At 35.8% G+C, this 17,834-nt stretch carries 15 protein-coding genes; 12 read left to right on the top strand and 3 right to left on the bottom strand.

The features are described from left to right. Nucleotides 1-97: 97 nt before the first annotated feature. The 7 genes from JL102_RS16525 (at nucleotide 98) to porN (ending at nucleotide 7,778) form a co-directional block, all read left to right on the top strand. Entirely contained in the window at nucleotides 98-1,153 is a 1,056-nt protein-coding gene (locus JL102_RS16525) for a DUF4271 domain-containing protein (protein WP_202245549.1), read from the top strand. A 30-nt stretch (nucleotides 1,154-1,183) separates the two neighbouring features. Next, the gene (locus JL102_RS16520; protein ID WP_202245719.1) at nucleotides 1,184-1,960 is read left to right on the top strand and encodes a uroporphyrinogen-III synthase; all 777 of its coding nucleotides are present in this window, start codon (nucleotides 1,184-1,186) and stop codon (nucleotides 1,958-1,960) included. 116 nt (nucleotides 1,961-2,076) lie between these two features. Further along, entirely contained in the window at nucleotides 2,077-3,033 is a 957-nt protein-coding gene (locus JL102_RS16515; protein ID WP_202245548.1) for a PorP/SprF family type IX secretion system membrane protein, read from the top strand. A 194-nt stretch (nucleotides 3,034-3,227) separates the two neighbouring features. Next, nucleotides 3,228-4,301: a T9SS ring complex lipoprotein PorK/GldK gene (gene porK, locus JL102_RS16510; protein WP_202245547.1), complete on the top strand. Its 1,074-nt coding sequence runs from the start codon at nucleotides 3,228-3,230 to the stop codon at nucleotides 4,299-4,301. A gap of 63 nt (nucleotides 4,302-4,364) precedes the next feature. Beyond that, on the top strand, nucleotides 4,365-5,210 hold the full coding sequence (gene porL, locus JL102_RS16505; protein ID WP_202245546.1) for a type IX secretion system motor protein PorL/GldL: 846 nt from the start codon (nucleotides 4,365-4,367) through the stop codon (nucleotides 5,208-5,210). Between the two features lie 51 nt (nucleotides 5,211-5,261). Then, a complete protein-coding gene (gene porM, locus JL102_RS16500; RefSeq protein WP_202245545.1) occupies nucleotides 5,262-6,854 on the top strand; it encodes a type IX secretion system motor protein PorM/GldM in 1,593 nt (530 codons plus the stop codon). 21 nt (nucleotides 6,855-6,875) lie between these two features. Further along, nucleotides 6,876-7,778: a type IX secretion system ring subunit PorN/GldN gene (gene porN, locus JL102_RS16495; RefSeq protein ID WP_202245544.1), complete on the top strand. Its 903-nt coding sequence runs from the start codon at nucleotides 6,876-6,878 to the stop codon at nucleotides 7,776-7,778. A 48-nt stretch (nucleotides 7,779-7,826) separates the two neighbouring features. On the opposite strand, the gene uvrC is transcribed toward porN, so the two are convergent. The 3 genes from uvrC to porW are packed head-to-tail and all read right to left on the bottom strand — an operon-like array spanning nucleotide 7,827 to nucleotide 14,507. Then, complete coding sequence (gene uvrC, locus JL102_RS16490) at nucleotides 7,827-9,614, bottom strand: excinuclease ABC subunit UvrC (protein ID WP_202245543.1); 1,788 nt, start codon at nucleotides 9,612-9,614, stop codon at nucleotides 7,827-7,829. Further along, nucleotides 9,614-11,941: a transglycosylase domain-containing protein gene (locus JL102_RS16485; RefSeq protein WP_202245542.1), complete on the bottom strand. Its 2,328-nt coding sequence runs from the start codon at nucleotides 11,939-11,941 to the stop codon at nucleotides 9,614-9,616. The genes uvrC and JL102_RS16485 overlap by 1 nt, the downstream gene beginning before the upstream one ends. Then, complete coding sequence (gene porW / locus JL102_RS16480; RefSeq protein ID WP_202245541.1) at nucleotides 11,931-14,507, bottom strand: type IX secretion system periplasmic lipoprotein PorW/SprE; 2,577 nt, start codon at nucleotides 14,505-14,507, stop codon at nucleotides 11,931-11,933. The genes JL102_RS16485 and porW overlap by 11 nt, the downstream gene beginning before the upstream one ends. Before the next feature lie 186 nt (nucleotides 14,508-14,693). On the opposite strand from porW, the gene JL102_RS16475 reads away from it, so the two are divergent. From JL102_RS16475 to atpB, 5 genes are all read left to right on the top strand, one after another. Then, entirely contained in the window at nucleotides 14,694-15,563 is an 870-nt protein-coding gene (locus tag JL102_RS16475; RefSeq protein WP_237390632.1) for a M23 family metallopeptidase, read from the top strand. 13 nt (nucleotides 15,564-15,576) lie between these two features. After that, complete coding sequence (locus JL102_RS16470; protein WP_202245540.1) at nucleotides 15,577-16,020, top strand: bactofilin family protein; 444 nt, start codon at nucleotides 15,577-15,579, stop codon at nucleotides 16,018-16,020. Beyond that, nucleotides 16,004-16,216: an AtpZ/AtpI family protein gene (locus JL102_RS16465; RefSeq protein ID WP_202245539.1), complete on the top strand. Its 213-nt coding sequence runs from the start codon at nucleotides 16,004-16,006 to the stop codon at nucleotides 16,214-16,216. The genes JL102_RS16470 and JL102_RS16465 overlap by 17 nt, the downstream gene beginning before the upstream one ends. Further along, complete coding sequence (locus tag JL102_RS16460; RefSeq protein WP_202245538.1) at nucleotides 16,209-16,604, top strand: DUF6168 family protein; 396 nt, start codon at nucleotides 16,209-16,211, stop codon at nucleotides 16,602-16,604. Before JL102_RS16465 ends, JL102_RS16460 begins: the two co-directional genes overlap by 8 nt. Before the next feature lie 108 nt (nucleotides 16,605-16,712). After that, entirely contained in the window at nucleotides 16,713-17,798 is a 1,086-nt protein-coding gene (gene atpB, locus JL102_RS16455) for a F0F1 ATP synthase subunit A (protein ID WP_202245537.1), read from the top strand. Nucleotides 17,799-17,834 lie beyond the last annotated feature (36 nt).

Genomic DNA, 17,834 nt, shown 5'->3' with positions numbered 1-17,834 from the left:
AATTGCATAATTATAAATAAAGAGAGAATTGAAGCGGTTACTGATATTACTATTTTTTGCTCATTATAGCATTTTTTCATTCAGTCAAGATACTACTATGATTAGAAATCTTGATCAGGACTGGTATTTTTATGAAGACAATGGGTATTTGCCTGTAATTGATAAGGGTGAACATTACGGTAAGACCCTTCATTTTAATCTCAATTCTGATGATTATGCAGACGCCATGGTGCTGTTCAGAAGTGATCAGCAACTTTCAGTATTTATAAATAATCAATTAAGCTTTGTATTAAAGAACAAGAAGCTGTTAGCTATAGATAGTCTTGCTGAGCGCTATGGTGAGAATATGCACTTTACTATCTATAATAAAAACTTAAATCCATTCGGCATTGATAACCATATTCTGAGAATAGATTCTTCATCTACTTCTCCTTTATCTAATGACTTGGTCATAATAAAGCAGCGAAAACGCACTATATTCAATGAAGTGATCATAGTTGGAATGGTTATACTCTTAGCGCTGCTTGCTGTTTTGTATTCTTCCTATCCAAAGGTGTTTAACGATTTCTTTAAGGTAAGAAGGGCTCTGGGGGTGCGAGAGTTGGATGAAAACCTTCTTAAGAGTAGGCCCTTAAGTCCGGTTAACTTGCTATTCTATTTTTATTTAAGCCTGATGGTTGCTGTCTTGCTTATGCTCTACGTTAATTTAAGTGCAACTTTTCAGGAAGTAGCAATATTTAGATCAGAAAGCTTCTGGTATGGATTATTTAATATGCTAAAAATTTCATTATTGGCATTTTCCTGGTTTTTGCTTAAATATTTATTGATCACTAATCTTACTAGTTTATTTAAATTAGGGTTTTTTCAATCTTCTCATTTTTATAATTCAATGAGAATAAACCTGTTACTCATATCTATTTATTTTATTATAATTGCAGGCTCTTATTTTTGTTTTAGCATTTTAAACCCAGAATATTATACTAATTTGTTTAATATTCTATTAACAATCATGGGTTTGAGAGTTATTATTTTGTTTTTTAGATTAATGAATACTGGCTCATATAAAACTTTGCATTTATTTTCATACCTTTGCGGCACAGAAGTGGTACCATATGTGGTGCTTCTGTATTTTGGATTTAATCAACCATTCTGAGTATCTAAGAAGTAATAGTTGCGCGAAGATATGACCGACCAAGTGAAAGATAGGATACGACCAGTTAAAAGTATCCTGGTGTCTCAGCCAAAGCCTAATGATGAAAATTCACCTTATTTTAAGCTGGCAGAGAAGTATAATATTAAAGTGGATTTCAGACCTTTTATTCAGGTAGACCCTGTTTCTATAAAAGAGTTTAGGCAACAAAAGATAGATGTACTAAAACATTCTGCTATTATATTTACCAGTAGAAATGCGGTAGACCATTTTTTTAGTATCTGTAATGATCTAAAAATAGAAATGCCTGCTGATATGAAATATTTTTGTATCTCAGAGCAAACTGCAAATTACCTTCAGAAGTACATCGTTATAAGAAAACGAAAAATATTTACAGGGCATAGAACCGCAGGAGATCTTATTGAGATCCTGAAGAAGCATAAGAATGAGAAATATCTTTTCCCATGCTCTGATATCAGAAAAAATGACATACCGGATTTTTTAGTTAGCAATGACTATAAATTTTCGGAGGCAATAATATATAGGACAGTAGCAAGTGATTTATCTGATTTGGAGGATGTTTACTACGACATTTTAGCATTCTTTAGTCCTTCAGGTATTAATTCACTGTTAGTTAATTTTCCGGATTTTAAGCAGAATAATACAAGGATGGCGGCTTTTGGCCCCACTACTGCAAAAGCTGTAAGAGATGCCAATATGATTCTTGATATAGAAGCTCCTTTACCAAATGCGCCTTCTATGACAGGAGCCATTGAGTTGTATATCAAGAAGGCTAATGGCATCAAATAGGATATATTTTATATTAATTTAATGTAAATAAGATATTATCTTACTCTTTTTAACGGAAAAGGCTTGAATCTATTGTCAAAAAAAACTTATATTTAAGACTCTTTTTGATTTTAGATATGCGCAAGTTAATTTTTTACATATCAATTTTGGCGTTGTTTTTTGGCTTCGACGAGGCTAACGCACAGCAGGATGCACAATTTTCATTCTACATGAAGAATATGCTATTCTATAATCCTGCTTTCGCAGGTACAGAAGGCATCACACAAATGACACTGATTCATAGACAGCAATGGGCTGGCTATGATGGCAGCTACAGCGATGGAGGAGCCCCTACTACCAGTGTTTTCAGTATGACTACTCCTATTTACAGGCTGAAAAGTGGTTTCGGTGCTCATGTGGTAAATGACAACCTCGGTCCATTAAATAATTTGGAAATGCAGGTTTCCTATGCATACCATTTAGGTATAAAGAAATCCAAGCTTAGTTTTGGTATGAGGGCAGGACTATTTTCTCAATCTATAAATGTAGAAGAATATAGGGCCATTCATCCGGATGATGAGTTACTATTAAACGGAGATGAATCTCAAATCAGACCAGACATGGCTTTAGGAGTTTATTTTAGATCAGAAAAATATTTTGCAGGATTGAGTTTTAACCATCTTTTGAAATCGGAATTTAATTTTGGAGTGAACGCGGTGAAAAACCCGCTTGAAAATCATGCCTATTTAACTATGGGGTATGTTCATGAAGTAAATTTCGATGTAAAGGTTTCTCCTTCGTTTATGGTTCAAACAGATTTTAATGAATACAGTTTTATACTTGGAGGACTGGCATATTATAAAGAACAGTTGTGGGGAGGGGTTTCCTATCGGCAGTCTGATGATATAAATGCAATGTTAGGTTACAATTTTTTAAAAGATAAGTCGTTAAGCTTTGGCTATTCGTTTGGTTATGTTGTAAGTCAGCAAGATGCAAAGAAGCCAACAACTCATGAAGTACTAGTTAGTTATCAATTACCAGTTAATCCTGGTAGCGGAAAGAAAATTATACGTACTCCAAGGTTTAGACATTAAGCTTTAAATTATTTTGCTTTTAGAAAGAAATTATACAATTTGTGAAATATATTTTTTGAGATACTCTGGTTAAAAACATTAGGCTAGAGAATTTAGATAGAATTTTTTTATATATTTCCGCTCAAAAATTAAAACAAACAAAATGGTTGGCTTTAACTTGAAAGAATAAGTTAAAGAGTTTAAACAAAAGTGTTATGCATAAAGTTACAAGAAGATTCCTCTACTCATTGTTGTTGTTGGCACCAGCAATATTAGGAGGTTGTGGACTCTTAGGCCTGAGTGGCGGAGGAGGTGACCAAGGTGAGCTGGTAGGCGTTCAGGGTCGTGAAGGCTGGGTAATGACACTACCCTATGGCATGGTGCCGATCCCGGCAGGAACGTTTCACATGGGGCAGGCTGATGAGGATCCTGCTTCGACCCAGATTAATTTTAATAAGCAAATAACAATCGGTTCGTTCTATATGGATGACACCGAGATTACTAATAACGAGTATCGTCAATTTATTAACCGTTTGATGGAAGACTCAGTTAGTGTGTTGGGTGAAGAAACTATTATGAATGATTATTACCCTGATACTACAGTATGGGTAAGAGACTTCGCTCACCACATGGGAGACCCTGTTCAGGATTACTATTATTGGCACCCAGGCTATGATGATTATCCTGTAGTAGGTGTGAATTGGGAAGCCGCCGTATATTTTAGTAAGTGGAGAACTGCTTACTGGGCTGACTATAGAATCAGTATTGGCGAAGTACCAATGCCATCTTTCAGATTACCTAATGAAGCTGAATGGGAATATGCAGCTCGAGGTGGTCGTGATATGGCTAAGTACCCTTGGGGTAACCCTTATATTAGAAACGCTAAAGGTTGTATGTTGGCTAACTTTAAACCAGGTAGAGGTAATTATTACGATGATGGTTTTGCGTACACAGCTCCAGTAGCACAGTATTTTGCTAATGATTATGGCCTATATGATATGGCTGGTAATGTAGCTGAATGGTGTTTGGATGATTTCAGTCCTGTTTCAGTGCCCACAGTATGGGATCTGAACCCACAATTTATTGATAAGCGCACTGATCCTAATAGTGCAGATTACGATCCAGAAATCCTATCTAAAAAGGTTATTCGTGGAGGATCTTGGAAAGACGTAGCTTATTATTTAGAAACAGGAACTAGAACTTTTGAATTTAAGGATTCGGTAAGAGCCTATATTGGCTTTAGAAATGCTATGACTCATTTGGGTAGATCTTCAGGAGCCGAATTTTAGAATTATATTTTTTTATTTATCAAACCCAATAATTAACTTTCATTAAATTAAAACCTTAAGACAATGAGTAAAAAAAAAGGTGGACTAGCGGAACTTGTTTATAAAACCATAATGCCTAAGGTTTATGGTATAGGTGCGGCCGTAGTTATTATAGGTGCTTTATTTAAACTTTTACACTTAAAAGGCGCTAATGAGATGCTGATCCTAGGTCTAGGTACTGAGGCGTTAATTTTCTTTTTAAGTGCGTTTGAACCCCCACACGCTGAGCCGGATTGGGCAAAAGTTTATCCTGAATTAGCTGAAGATTATGAAGGTGTAGCTACTGCACCCCGCATATCTAATAAACCTGTTGCTAATACTGGTAATGGAAATTCTACTAGCCAGCAGTTAGATAAAATGATGGAAAAGGCTAAAATTGGTCCTGAGTTGATCGAAAGTCTTGGAAAAGGTATGAAGAGTATGGCTGATTCAGCTTCAAAAATGTCAAATTTGGCAGATGCAGCTGCAGCTACTAATGATTATGCGAAGAACGTTAAGACTGCTTCTCAATCATTATCTGATATGAATAAGTCTTATGCTACAACTGCACAAGCTATGTCTTCTATGGCAGATGCTACAAAGGATTCTAAAGAATATCACACTCAAGTGCAAAATGTTACAAAGAACTTAAGTGCACTTAATGCTGTTTATGAAATGGAGTTGAAAGACGCTGATAGTCACGTTAAAGCAATGAATAAATTCTACACCAACATGGCAGGAGCCTTAGAAGGCATGACTAAAGCTGGTGAGAAAACTAAGACATTTGCTAATGAATTAGATAAGCTTACAACAAATCTTACTTCTTTGAATACAGTGTATGGCAACATGCTTACTGCTATGAGAGGAGGATCTAGCCCTAAACAAGGTTAATTAGGGTAACAATATTGTTTATGATTTATTCATTAAAAGTATTAATCTAATATGGCTGGCGGAAAAGAAACCCCAAGACAGAAGATGATCGGCATGATGTACATGGTGTTAACAGCACTGTTAGCACTGAACGTAAGTAGTGCCGTATTAGAGAAGTTTGTTTTTATAGATGAAGCATTAAAGGAATCTGGTGTTGCATTAGCGGAAAAAAATAATAAAACACTTAGCAATATAACTGCAGAAGTTAAAAAGAAAGGTGACAGAGGAGCTGATGTTAAAGTTCTTAATGGTGCCAAAGATGTGCATCAGATGACACAAGATATCCTTTCTTATATGGATGGCCTGAGAAAAAGAATGGCAGATGATACTGGTGGTTATGATCCTGATACTCATGAGCTTAAAGGAGCTAAAGATACTGAGGGAGTAGCTAACATTATGATTAAGAATAAGGAAGGTGAGAAGTTGAAAACTCAGTTGAATGAATATTCAAAGAAATTGGCTTCAATGACTGGTTCATCTGAATTTACTCCTTTAGCAAGAGATGCCAAAGATATTCCAATGGCAGCTTCCGATCCTGACCAAAAAATGAAGGACTTTTCGGAATATTATTTCGGAGATACCCCTACAGCTGCAGGTATGGCTACTATTAGTCAACTTGAGACGGAGCTTTTAGGTTATGAATCTAGAGCTTTGGAAATTTTGGCCGAAAAAGTGGGAGCTAAGGATGTAGAGTTTGATAGAGTGGTTCCTTTGATTAGACCAACTTCGAATGTTGTGGCTTCTGGAGCTGACTTTGAGGCGGATCTGTTTATAACTGCAGCAGCTTCTGGTATGAATCCTACTTTCAGCTATAATGGTAAGGAGGTTCCTGCAGAAACAAATGAGTTTGGAATTAAGTATGGTAAGGTGAAATTTGCTGCTAAGGCTTCTAACTATGATCCTAAAACTTTGATGTCAGAGCAGAAGTTTAAAGCTCAAATTAACTTGAATGATAGTACATATACCATCGATCATACTTATTATGTTGTAAAACCTGTCATTCAGGTTAGATCTGCTGCTTTGCAAGCCTTATACATGAACTGTGGAAATGAATTGGATATTCAGGTGCCGGCTTTAGGTACTAGTTATAACCCTTCCTTTTCTTCATCAGAGGCTACTATAGTAAAAGGTAACAGACCTGGATTAGTAGTTGTAGTTCCTAAAGGTCGATCAAAAGTTAATCTAACTGTTAGTAACTCCGGAAATGTACTTGGAACTGAAAGATTTGATGTTAAGAAAGTACCTGCTCCAAATATTGAGATTACTTCAAGAAATAGACCTGTTGATTTCGAAAATGGTGTCGCATCAGCGGCTTTAACTACTATCAAAGTAAGTGCTGAGGCAGATGAAAATTTTGCTCGTGAAGTGCCTAACGATGCTAGATACAGAGTGAAAAAGATTAATGTTAAATTAGCCAGATCTGGTAGACAAATTAAGACTGAAGACTTTTCTTCTGAGAATATTGATTTGAGAGCTTGGAGGTCGTTGTTTAGACCTGGTGATAACTTAATTGTAAAAGTGGAAGATGTTAGTAGAAGAACTTATCAAGGTGAAAATGAGAGAGTGAAGCCTACTACTACTATCTATAATATCCCGATAAAATAAAAATATATAGAGGTTGTGAACATGATAAACTGTAAAAAATTTATACTTGTTGTCTTTATAGGATTGTTGGCTACTCCTATGCTTGCGCAAAAGAGTGAATTAGATCAATATAATCCTAATTCAATAGAGCCCATAGCTAAATATGAGCATCTCTTTAAAAGACGAGTATGGCGTACAATTGATTTAAAAGAAAAGCAAAACAAAGGATTCTTTGCAAGAGGTGGTGAGATAACTGCTTTTATCTTAGATGCTATTCGGTCTGGTGAGCTTGTGGATTTATATACAAATGATTCATTAACCACTAAGATGAGTAAGGATGAATTTTTGAACAGATTAGTTTATCAAGAAGGTCTTGAGGTTGCACAATGGGAGCCTGGTGTGGAATATTATGAAGGTGATCAGGTGAAGTATAACGGAGTGGTATACTCGGCTATTTTTGATGAGATTTCATCTGTTCCTTCTGAGTCACCTGATGATTGGGAGGCTACTCCTGGTGTAGGAAGTGCTATTCTCTTCTTACCACGTCAAATTAGCATATTGAGATTAATGGAAGACATGATTTTCGATAAGCGTAGATCAAGACTTTATTATAAACCTCAAAGCATTCAGTTAATAATACCAGGTTCTGAAACCCTTGATGGTGTGGAATTGCCTTTGGTTGTACTTAAATACAAGGACTTGTATAAGTTGTTTAAGGATAATCCTGAGGAGGCTATTTGGATCAATAGATACAACAGTGCTGAGAATAAGAACTTTGCAGATGCTTTAACTTTAAGAGAGTTTAGATCTAGTTTGTTTAAATTTGAAAATCCTGATGATGATCCTATTGTAGATATGTACAAAAATAGAATGGAGGCTATAATGGCAGCCGAATGGTGGGAGATGGAATTGATGGAAAAAGAACACAACCTTTGGGAGTATTAATCCAGAAAAGCATAAAAAAGGGCCACAATTTGCGGCCCTTTTTTGTTATTACGATTTATTGAAGTGATCTAATATGATATGAGCTTTTTGATTACCAACAATCTTAGTCAAGTCATCCAGACTAAGCTTTTTGATTTTGGTAATGGATTTATATTCTTTAAGTAGTTTGTCCGTACTATTTTTTCCTATTCCAGGTATTTTCTCTAGTTCAGTCTGAAAGGTATTGATGCTTCTTTTCTGACGGTGAAAGGTTATGGCGAATCTATGTGCTTCATCTCTTACACGCTGTAGGAGTAGTAAGGACGGAGATTTTTTGTTAATGTGTACTGGAATGCTGTCTTCTGGGAAATAAATTTCTTCTAACCTTTTGGCGATACCTACAATGGGTATTTTCCCATATAAATCTAGGCTTTTAAGTGCTTCACAAGCACTACTAAGTTGGCCTTTACCACCATCGATAACTATTAGTTGTGGTAGAGGTAGGTCTTCGTTTAAAAGCCTTCTGTACCTGCGATGCACTATCTCTTTCATGGAGGCAAAATCATCAGGACCTACTACTGTTTTTATATTGAAATGACGATAATCTTTTTTTGAAGGTTTTCCATTTTTAAAACATACCATTGAGGCTACTGGATTAGTGCCTTGTAGGTTACTATTATCAAAGCATTCTATATGTTCTGGAATATTGGTTAACCTTAAATCCATTTTGAGCTGAACCAGGGTTTCATTTTGTTTTTTTTGCCCTGAATAGGTTAACTTTTCTTTTTTATATTCTAATGAGTTTTTTAAGGATAATTCTAAAAGTTTACGTTTATCACCTATTTTGGGTATTGTGTTAATAATACCTTCGCCCAAATGAACAGGTTCATTCGATATAATTTCTTTGTGACTGCTGTGGTGTTGCTCTCTTAATTCTACTGCTATTAGAGTTAGCACTTCGTCATTGGCTTCATCCAATTTTTTCTTTACCTCGATGGTTTTAGCTAAAGTAATAGCTCCATTATTTACCTGCATGTAGTTTATAAATGCAGTTTGCTTTTCTGTAACTATACTAAAAACGTCTAGTTCTGAAAGTTTAGGGTTAACTATAGTGGATCTGATTTGGAATTTTTCTAAAAGAGCTAACTTCTCTTTGAATAGTTGAGCCTTTTCAAATTCTAGTTCTTGTGAAGCAGCTAACATATTATCTTTGAAGTAGTTTTTCACTACTGCAAGATTGCCTTTTAGTATGTTCCTGGCTTGATCAATATCACTATCATAGTCTTTTTCACTTTGTAAGCCTTCGCATGGGCCTTGACAGTTTCCAATATGGTATTCAAGACATACTTTGAACTTATGCTCTTTAATATTTTTTGGTGTTAGGCTTAATTTACAAGTACGAATAGTGTACAGTTTTCTTATAAGCTCCAGCACATTTTTCATTGCTGAAACACTTGAAAAAGGTCCAAAGTATTCTCCAAAGCTAGTTATAAATTTTCTGGTTGAAATTATCCTAGGGAATCGCTCATTGATAATGCATATATAAGGGAATGTCTTATCGTCTTTAAGGAGAATGTTATATTTGGGTTGATTCTCCTTAATTAGATTGTTCTCTAATAATAGTGCATCAAACTCGGTGTCAGCAATGGTGTATGCTATAGCTTCAATTTCAGAAATTAGCTTTTTAGTCTTTCTATTGAGTTGATTAGAATGGATAAAGTAGCTAGCAACTCTTTTTCGAATACTTTTGGCTTTACCAACATATATTAGTTGGTCTTCTTTATTATAAAACTTGTAGACACCCGGCTGTTGTGGTAATATGTTTCGTTGTTCAACCTTGAGTTTAGGTACCTGCATTAATTATTAAAATCTGAATCATCCCACATTCTTGAGTCATCGTCTTCTTCTGTTTCATCGTCTTCAGAGGTGCTCTGATTATATCTGCTACAGTCAAGGTTAACATCAATTCCTCCAATAGGACGTTCAAATGGACCTTTTTCAATGGATAGGTCTTTGTCATTATATACCTTAAGCATATATTTCTCCCATATAGGTCTGGCCGTTCTTCCTCCTTGACCAGATAACCAGTTTCGAAAGTGAATGCTTCTTTCATCACCACCAACCCAAACTCCAGTAACAAGATCTTTTGTTACACCCATATACCAACCGTCAGAAGCATTGTTAGTGGTTCCTGTTTTGCCACCAACTTCATTGTTAATTTTCAATTCTCTGTCGATTCCGGCAGAAGTTCCTCCTCTTTCTTCTACACCACCACGTAGCATATACAGCATTTTGTAGGCTGTGGATTGGCTGGTCGCTTGCCTTGTTTTGGGTACAAAGTTTTCAATTACATTGCCATTTTTATCTTCTATTCTTGTGATATAGTATGGCTTTGTATAAATACCATTATTGGCAAATGTACTGTATGCACCTACGAGCTCATAGATACATACGTCGCTTACCCCTAGACATAAGGACGGCACCTCATCCAGTTTGCTTTCAATGCCAACTCTATGTGCAAAGTCTACTACATTTCTTGGAGTTACCTCTTTCATTAGATAAGAGGTGATTGTATTTACCGATCTTGCCATTCCTTGGCGGATGGTCATTTTTTCCCCTGTTCCGTATTTACCATCTGAATTGGGGGTGGTCCAAGTACCGCCTTCAGGTAGGTTAAACGTAACCATTACATCAGGTACCTCAAAACATGGAGGATAACCTTGCTCTATTGCAGTACCATAAACAAATGGTTTAAAGGTGGATCCTGGTTGTCTTTTACCTTGTTTTACGTGATCATATTTAAAGTACTTATGATCTATTCCTCCTACCCAAGCTTTAATATGACCAGTGTGAGGATCCATGGACATAAGGCCTGTTTGTAAGAAGCGTTTGTAATAGCTGATTGAATCTAACGGACTCATAAGCGTATCTTTTTCTCCTCCCCAGCTGAAAACCGTCATTTTGCGAGGCTTATTCATCATGATCTTGAGGCTGTCGGAATCACGTCCGTATTTTTTGACCAATTCTCGGTAATGCTCGGTACGTTTAAATCGGGATTCTAAAAAGTTGGGTATTTCCTTTCCTTCATTGATCCAAGGATTTTTATCTCCCCAATGATCGTTAAATAACTTCTGAAGTTGGGACATGTGCTCAGTTACGGCTTCTTCAGCATAGCGCTGCATGCGGCTATCTATCGTAGTATATATTTTCAGGCCATCTTCCCAAAGATCATAGCCATTTTGTTCAGACCATTCTATAAGATCACGTTTGATCACCGTTCTGAAATATGTGGCTAACCCTTTATTTTGGTTCGCTACATCATAACCTTCCAAGTCGATAGGACTAGTACGAAGTGAATCTAATACATCTTGAGAGATGTGTCCATGTCTGTAAATTTTACCTAAAACTTGATTTCTCTTTTTAACGGAGCTTTCGTAATTATAAACTGGGCTAAAGGCGTATGTTCCTTGAAGAAGACCTACCAATACTGCCGATTCATCATAGTTAAGCTCGCTGGGTTGCTTTGCAAAGAATGTTTCTGCCGCGGCTTTAATGCCATAAGCATTACTTCCGAATGAGACGGTATTGAAATACATGGCTATAATTTCTTCCTTAGTGAAGTTTCTTTCTAAATGGGCGGCAATCATCCATTCTTTAGTTTTGATGATCAGCTGTTTTAGTCCATTTATTTTATAGAGGCTACCTTCATTTTCCGTCATTGTATTGAAGAGGTTCTCGGCAAGCTGCATGGTAATCGTACTACCACCTCCGGCATAGTTAAAGGTTAGTTTTCCTACCACGGCTCTCATGAGCCCTTGAAAATCTATACCCGGATGTTTGTAAAATCGATGATCTTCAGAAGAAAGAAGCGTGTTCACCAACTCAGGAGATAGTTCATCATAAGTAACCTGACTTCTGTTATACCTGAAATAACGACCTAATGAAACGCCATCAGCAGAGATTAATTCTGAAGAAAGATCATTTTCAGGGTTTTCCAGGGCTTTAAGACTAGGCATACCTCCATACAAACCAAATAGATTTATGTTAACTGTAAGGATGTAAATAGGCAGCAAAATCACTACAGAAAAGAAAAAAATCCATAACGCTAGAACTGCGAGTTTAAATCCTTTTGACTTTTTAGAGGATTTAGCTCTGAATTTTTGAATGATGTTTTTAAAGTCCATTAATATAATTTTTATTAAAAAACCTTAGATATGCCTCTAAGTCTTTAGTCTGGTAAAAAATGTTGAAGTTATCTTTCGTGATTACAAATTTATAGAATTTTGAGTTCTTGGTATCTTCAGAAATGGCATCTGTGTTAATGAATTTTTCATAATATTTGGCAGCATCATCTTTTTGTCCCAGTCCTGTTACCATTACCATGTCATATTTCTCATTTAAAATAAGATTGCTAGTCTTTAGGTTATTGTTAGACAGGGTCTGGTTAAAATCATTGATTTCTTGAGATAGGTCATCGGCTAGGTTTTTGCCTGATTCATATACCAATATGAAATAATGATTTTGCTTAAAATACTTCACAAATTCTGTACCTAATAAACGCTGTTGTTTCTCCTGAAAGTTTTTAGAGGCTTGTAAAAGTTCCTTGGCATACGGAAGAATATCGCTATCAGGATTTTTTTCGATGAAATCAGATAATTGATATTGATATAGGTTTATATTTTCTGTTTTTCCAACGATTAAGATTTTTAAAAGCCGTAATCTCGGACTAAATACCGTTTCTGCAATATTATTTAAAGCAGAATCTAATTTTTGGGTAGCCAGCTTGTATTCTTCATTTTTGAAAAGAGCATAAGCATTTTTATATACCACCTTTAACTGTTCATTTGCAGCCGTGCTTTCTTCTGTATAGTTAGGGTTAGACAGTAGTTTGGCATAGGTAGTGTTTGGATATTGCTCCAAGAGTTGGTTTTTATATATATCAGTACTTCTATTCAATGTCTTATTGATGAGGTACAGCTGATATAGTACCTCAGCCTCATTTTCTGATCCTGGGAACCTTGTAAGTAGTTTTTCAAAGGTTAACGCTGCGTTCTGAAGCTCTTGAAGCTCGAAATAATATATATTTCCCAAAATATAATAGGCTTCTTTAATCATATTAAGTGATTTTTCCTTGGCTTCATCACTAAATGGAATTTGAGCATATAATTTATTGGCCTCAGAACTTTGTTCTTGTGTGGTGTTTTCTTCGGGAGCTTCTTGTGTGCCTTCCAAAACTTCAACATTATTTTCAGCCATTTCACCTGTTTCTATGGACGGAAGGTTCCCCTGAACTCTACTGATTCTCCAGTTATCTTCTAAGGCTCGGTCTCCCCAAATTCTTTGAAATTCGGTTTGACCTAATGCAACGGCCGATGGATTGCCAAAATACCAGCCGGTGGCATTGCCTATTCCGCTATCCTCATTGGCAAGGGTAAACTGACGCCTTCTTTCTGCTATTTTCTTCTTCTCTTCAATTTTACGTTGCTCTTCAGCTTTGGCTGCTAAATAGGAATCTATTGTGGCTCTTATGGCTACAGAATCTAAAGTGGAGAGATTCAAAAGGCTATCTTGTAGGTGAATAGTATTGTGCTGATTTACAAATTTTTCTAAAATTTGTTGGCGCTCTTGTATTTGAGCGTAATTTTCAAAATCAGGAGGTAATGTTTGAACGGCACTGTCGTAATAGTTTTTAGCCAGTTCATAATTAGCCATACTATCATATTCTATTTGCCCAATTCTTAAATAAGATTGACCTTTTTGGCGGTTATTATTGGTGCTTGAGTAGATGGAAGACTTGAAGTATGATATCGCTTGATCCATATTGCCTTGGCGTAATTCAAATTCAGCCATTTCATAGTAGATCTTATCTTTATACTCAACATTTTTCTTGTCCTTTAAAAGTTGCTTAAAATGCTTTCTGGCTGCCCTAAGATCTCCCGATTTTCCAAGTTCTGTTACTTGCGCCATATACAGGCGTGCATAAAAGTCTAGTTCGTACTCAGGGTTGCTAGCTATACATTTTTTATAATAATTGTAGGCTTCAGAGTCAAAGCCCAGATCCTGATATACTTGAGCTATTATGAAATATATTCGGCCTTTACCATCTTTTCTTTTTAATAAAGGGGCAGCTTTTACGAGGTTTACTACCATGTTATTGAGGTCGCCTTGTGTTTGGTAATAATGAGCCTGATTAAGGTATAGAATCTTGGAACTCTTTTTATCAAGAGTTTCTTTTTTTAGATAATCTGAAACAGCTATAGCATTATTATACTCACCATAATCAGTAAAAGTCCTGTGTAAGTGAGCCAATGCAAGGTGTCTGGTCTCATCATCTTCACTTTTAGTGTTTACGTATTTAAATGTCTCAATGGCATTTACATAGTCTAATGAATAAAAGCGAGCAAGACCTATGAGTACATAGCTATCATCTACCCATTTACTGTTTTTATGAATTTGTATGACAAGTGAAGATTTTTTTATACAATCATCTACTTGTTCTTTATAAGTGCTTGCAAGTACGGAATCTATGGGGGCATATATTTTTAAAACCTTATTGTAGTCATTGTCAGCAGTGCTTTTTACAATTTCTTTAATGTCTTTGATATCATTCTTTGCGTAGAAATAGGCATTATACCGAGCAGTGGTATTGTGGTATGCTTTACTGATTATATTTTTACGTTCTGCGGAGCATCCGAGTAAAAAAAGAAGAATGATGAAGTAAAGTAGCGTATAGTTTTTATTGCGTAACAAAGTCTTTTTGTTCTGTTTTTAGGTTGCCAGAAAATATTTATACAAAAATGATATTTTAAATGCAGTATGTTGCGAGTTTCACTTAAATTTAGTTAACTGTCCAAACAACGTAAAAAAAATGATAATTAATACAATAATAGTTTATTATATCTATTTTTGTTGCCCTAAATTTTAACAGACAGCAAATTGAAGGCAAGAAAGACACTTTCGAGTTGGTTGGTTAATCGTTATCTGCTGATAATTAGAAACGAGGAGAACTTTGCTGAGAAGTCAACTTTCAGTTTTACCTATGCAAAGGTAATTCTGCTTGCTGTAACAGTGTTCATAATCCTTATGTTTTTAAGTCTACTGCTAGTAAAGACATTACTGGCACAGTGGTTTGATCCCAGGCACGCTCAAATAGAAGCTAATAAAAGGTTTTATGAACTTACGGCTAAGGTAGATTCTCTCTCTCTTGAAGTGGATGAAAAGGAGCGGTTTATAAAAAATTTCCAACGAGTGCTTAGTGGAGATACCATTCACATAGGAGAGGAGTATCATCAGGAGCATAATGAGGGCAATGAAATTATTAATGAGAATATAGATGTAAGTCAACTATCTCCGATCGATTCTCAATTTCGGCAAGAATTTGAGCGTACCGATATGTCATTATTAAACTATTCATCGGGTAATTATAGTGAATTGCAAGAGATATTTTTCTTTTCACCGATTTCTGGATTTATTTCTTCACCCTATAATGTTAAAGATGGCCATTTTGGCGTTGATATTGTAGCAAAGAAAAATGAACCAGTGAAGAGCATTGCTGATGGAACTGTTATTATGTCATCCTGGACTCAAGATTCAGGATATGTCATAGCCATACAGCATAGAGGTAACCTTATTTCCGTGTATAAGCATAATGCAGAACTTTTAAAAAAAGTTGGTAATTTTGTGAATGCGGGGGAGATTATTGCCATAATAGGCAATACAGGGGAGCTTACAGACGGGCCTCACCTTCATTTTGAATTGTGGAATAATGGAAACTCTGTTAATCCGGAAGAATTTGTAACTTTTTAAACATAGTTAAAGTATGTTCGCTTCTAAAGAAGATCATAAAACAGCAGAACTCATAAGCAACTCTAGCAATATAATAGGAAAAGGAACTGTAGTGCAAGGTAGTGTTGAAACATTTGGAAATGTGCGGATCGAAGGAAAAATAATAGGAGATGTTAAAACAAAATCAAAGGTGGCTTTGGGGCAATCTTCTTTCGTTGAAGGCAGTATACTTGCTCAAAATGCTGAAATAGAAGGTAGGCTTGATGGTAATATAGAAACCACTGAAGTGCTTATTTTAAAGCCCACAGCAGTAGTAAATGGGGATATTTATACTAACAAACTCATAGTAGAAACCGGTGCCGTTTTTAATGGTGGTTGTAAAATGGGTATAACTAGTAAAGAGATTAAGATAGAAACCATGAATAGCAATGGTCAGTCTACAAAATCTTTAAGTACTGAAGGTGCCCAAGCAGTATAATAACTATATTAAATATTCTGGAATGGCCATGCAAATGGCTGTTTCTATTTATGCAGGACACTGGCTGGGAGAATTCATTGATGAAAAAACCAATAATGACTCTGGTCTGTATGCAAAAATTATTACTCTAGTTGCCGTTTTTCTCTCTACTTTTTTAATCATCAGAGAGGTTATCAAATCAAATTCCGATGAATAGAGCCTTTAAGAGGTTGCTTATATTCTTCATAGTGCTTATGGGGATTAGTGTTGCTATGTATAGTCTGCAAATCTACGTACTTAGCTCAGGTAATTACAATCTTCACTTTGAGTTAATGCCTGTTTATATTTTTCATTTTATAGCCACTTTGCTGGTTTGTGTCCTTATAGAAGCTATTAGTAGTATTATGCCCAATCAGGCAGGATATGCTTATCTGGGTTCAATATTTATTAAAATAGGACTCTTCTTATTGATTTTTAAAGATGCTCTGTTCATGGAAGAAGGAATGAATAAGCCAGAAAAACTATCAATAGTTATACCGATGCTTATTTTTTTAATGATTGAGTCTGTATATTGTGGTAGATTACTCAATGCCCAGCAAGCCTAAAACCGATGTTAATTTTCTGTAAAACAATTTATAAAAAGGGCAGTTACTTTTCGGGAATTTCTTAGCTTTGCGCCAAAATTATAACAGATTCCTTTTTTTCTTAGCGTGATGATCAAAAAAAACACCGCCTTTTTTACATTATTAGTCGTATTGTTTGCCTCGAGCCTGGCCTTTGGATCAAATGATGAAGAAGCTGGCCATTCTACTGGAGGGGCCGTGGATACAAAAGAAGAAATTAATGAGTATATCCATCACCACCTTAAAGATTCTCATGATTTTACGTTATTCTCTTTAGGTGAATCAGGTACTCACATAGGATTTCCTCTGCCCGTAATATTAGTTGATGACGGTTTACATGTTTTCATGTCATCAAAATTCCATCATGGTACGGCAGTAGCTGAGTCTAATGGAAATTATTATGCAGTTCACCACGGAAAGATATATAAAACTGATGCGGAGGGACACATAGAGTACGATGAGCATCATCACCCTACTAATGCTACTCCTTTAGATCTTTCTATTACTAAAAATGTAGTAGGTATGATCTTCGCAGGTATACTATTACTATTCATGTTTGGATCATTAGCTAAGAGTTATAAAAAAGGTCCTATTCCTACTGGCGTTGGTCGTTTCTTAGAGCCTTTGGTGCTTTATGTAAGAGATGAAATGGCAAGGCCAAATATTGGCGAAAAACATTATCAGAAATTTATGCCTTATTTGTTAACGGCATTCTTTTATATCTGGTTGCTAAACCTGATGGGGATGACTCCACTTGGATTTAACGTTACTGGTAACATTGCGGTAACTGTTTGCCTGGCTTTATTCACCTTCTTTATAGTACAATTTAGTGGAAATAAAGATTACTGGAAGCACATATTCTGGATGCCGGGTGTACCTGTACCAATGAAAATTATATTAATGCCGATAGAGATAATAGGTATGTTCACTAAGCCTTTTGCTCTACTTATTCGTTTGTTTGCAAACATGACAGCAGGTCACTTTGTGGTAATGAGCCTAATAGCTTTATCTATTACCATGAAGGCCGCGTTTGGTCCGGCAGCAGCCTTGGGAATGTCTTTCTTCTTGGCTTTATTTATCTCAATCATTGAAATACTTGTTGCTTTCCTTCAAGCATATATCTTCACCATGCTTTCAGCATTGTTCATAGGTATGGCAGTAGAAGAGCATCATTAAAATTGAATTTATTGTTTAATTATATAAATCTATACA

The organism is Fulvivirga sediminis, from assembly GCF_016757215.1.
Taxonomy (GTDB): domain Bacteria; phylum Bacteroidota; class Bacteroidia; order Cytophagales; family Cyclobacteriaceae; genus Fulvivirga; species Fulvivirga sediminis.
Note: the sequence above shows the minus strand (reverse complement) of the source record. Positions and strands in the feature narration are given on the sequence as shown.

Bases quoted from the DNA above. Each gene is read 5' to 3' on its own strand.
- JL102_RS16525 (WP_202245549.1), top strand. From the start codon at position 98: ATGATTAGAAATCTTGATCAGGACTGGTATTTTTATGAAGACAATGGG.
- JL102_RS16520 (WP_202245719.1), top strand. From the start codon at position 1,184: ATGACCGACCAAGTGAAAGATAGGATACGACCAGTTAAAAGTATCCTG.
- JL102_RS16515 (WP_202245548.1), top strand. From the start codon at position 2,077: ATGCGCAAGTTAATTTTTTACATATCAATTTTGGCGTTGTTTTTTGGC.
- porK (WP_202245547.1), top strand. From the start codon at position 3,228: ATGCATAAAGTTACAAGAAGATTCCTCTACTCATTGTTGTTGTTGGCA.
- porL (WP_202245546.1), top strand. From the start codon at position 4,365: ATGAGTAAAAAAAAAGGTGGACTAGCGGAACTTGTTTATAAAACCATA.
- porM (WP_202245545.1), top strand. From the start codon at position 5,262: ATGGCTGGCGGAAAAGAAACCCCAAGACAGAAGATGATCGGCATGATG.
- porN (WP_202245544.1), top strand. From the start codon at position 6,876: ATGATAAACTGTAAAAAATTTATACTTGTTGTCTTTATAGGATTGTTG.
- uvrC (WP_202245543.1), bottom strand. From the start codon at position 9,614: ATGCAGGTACCTAAACTCAAGGTTGAACAACGAAACATATTACCACAA.
- JL102_RS16485 (WP_202245542.1), bottom strand. From the start codon at position 11,941: ATGGACTTTAAAAACATCATTCAAAAATTCAGAGCTAAATCCTCTAAA.
- JL102_RS16470 (WP_202245540.1), top strand. From the start codon at position 15,577: ATGTTCGCTTCTAAAGAAGATCATAAAACAGCAGAACTCATAAGCAAC.
- JL102_RS16460 (WP_202245538.1), top strand. From the start codon at position 16,209: ATGAATAGAGCCTTTAAGAGGTTGCTTATATTCTTCATAGTGCTTATG.
- atpB (WP_202245537.1), top strand. From the start codon at position 16,713: ATGATCAAAAAAAACACCGCCTTTTTTACATTATTAGTCGTATTGTTT.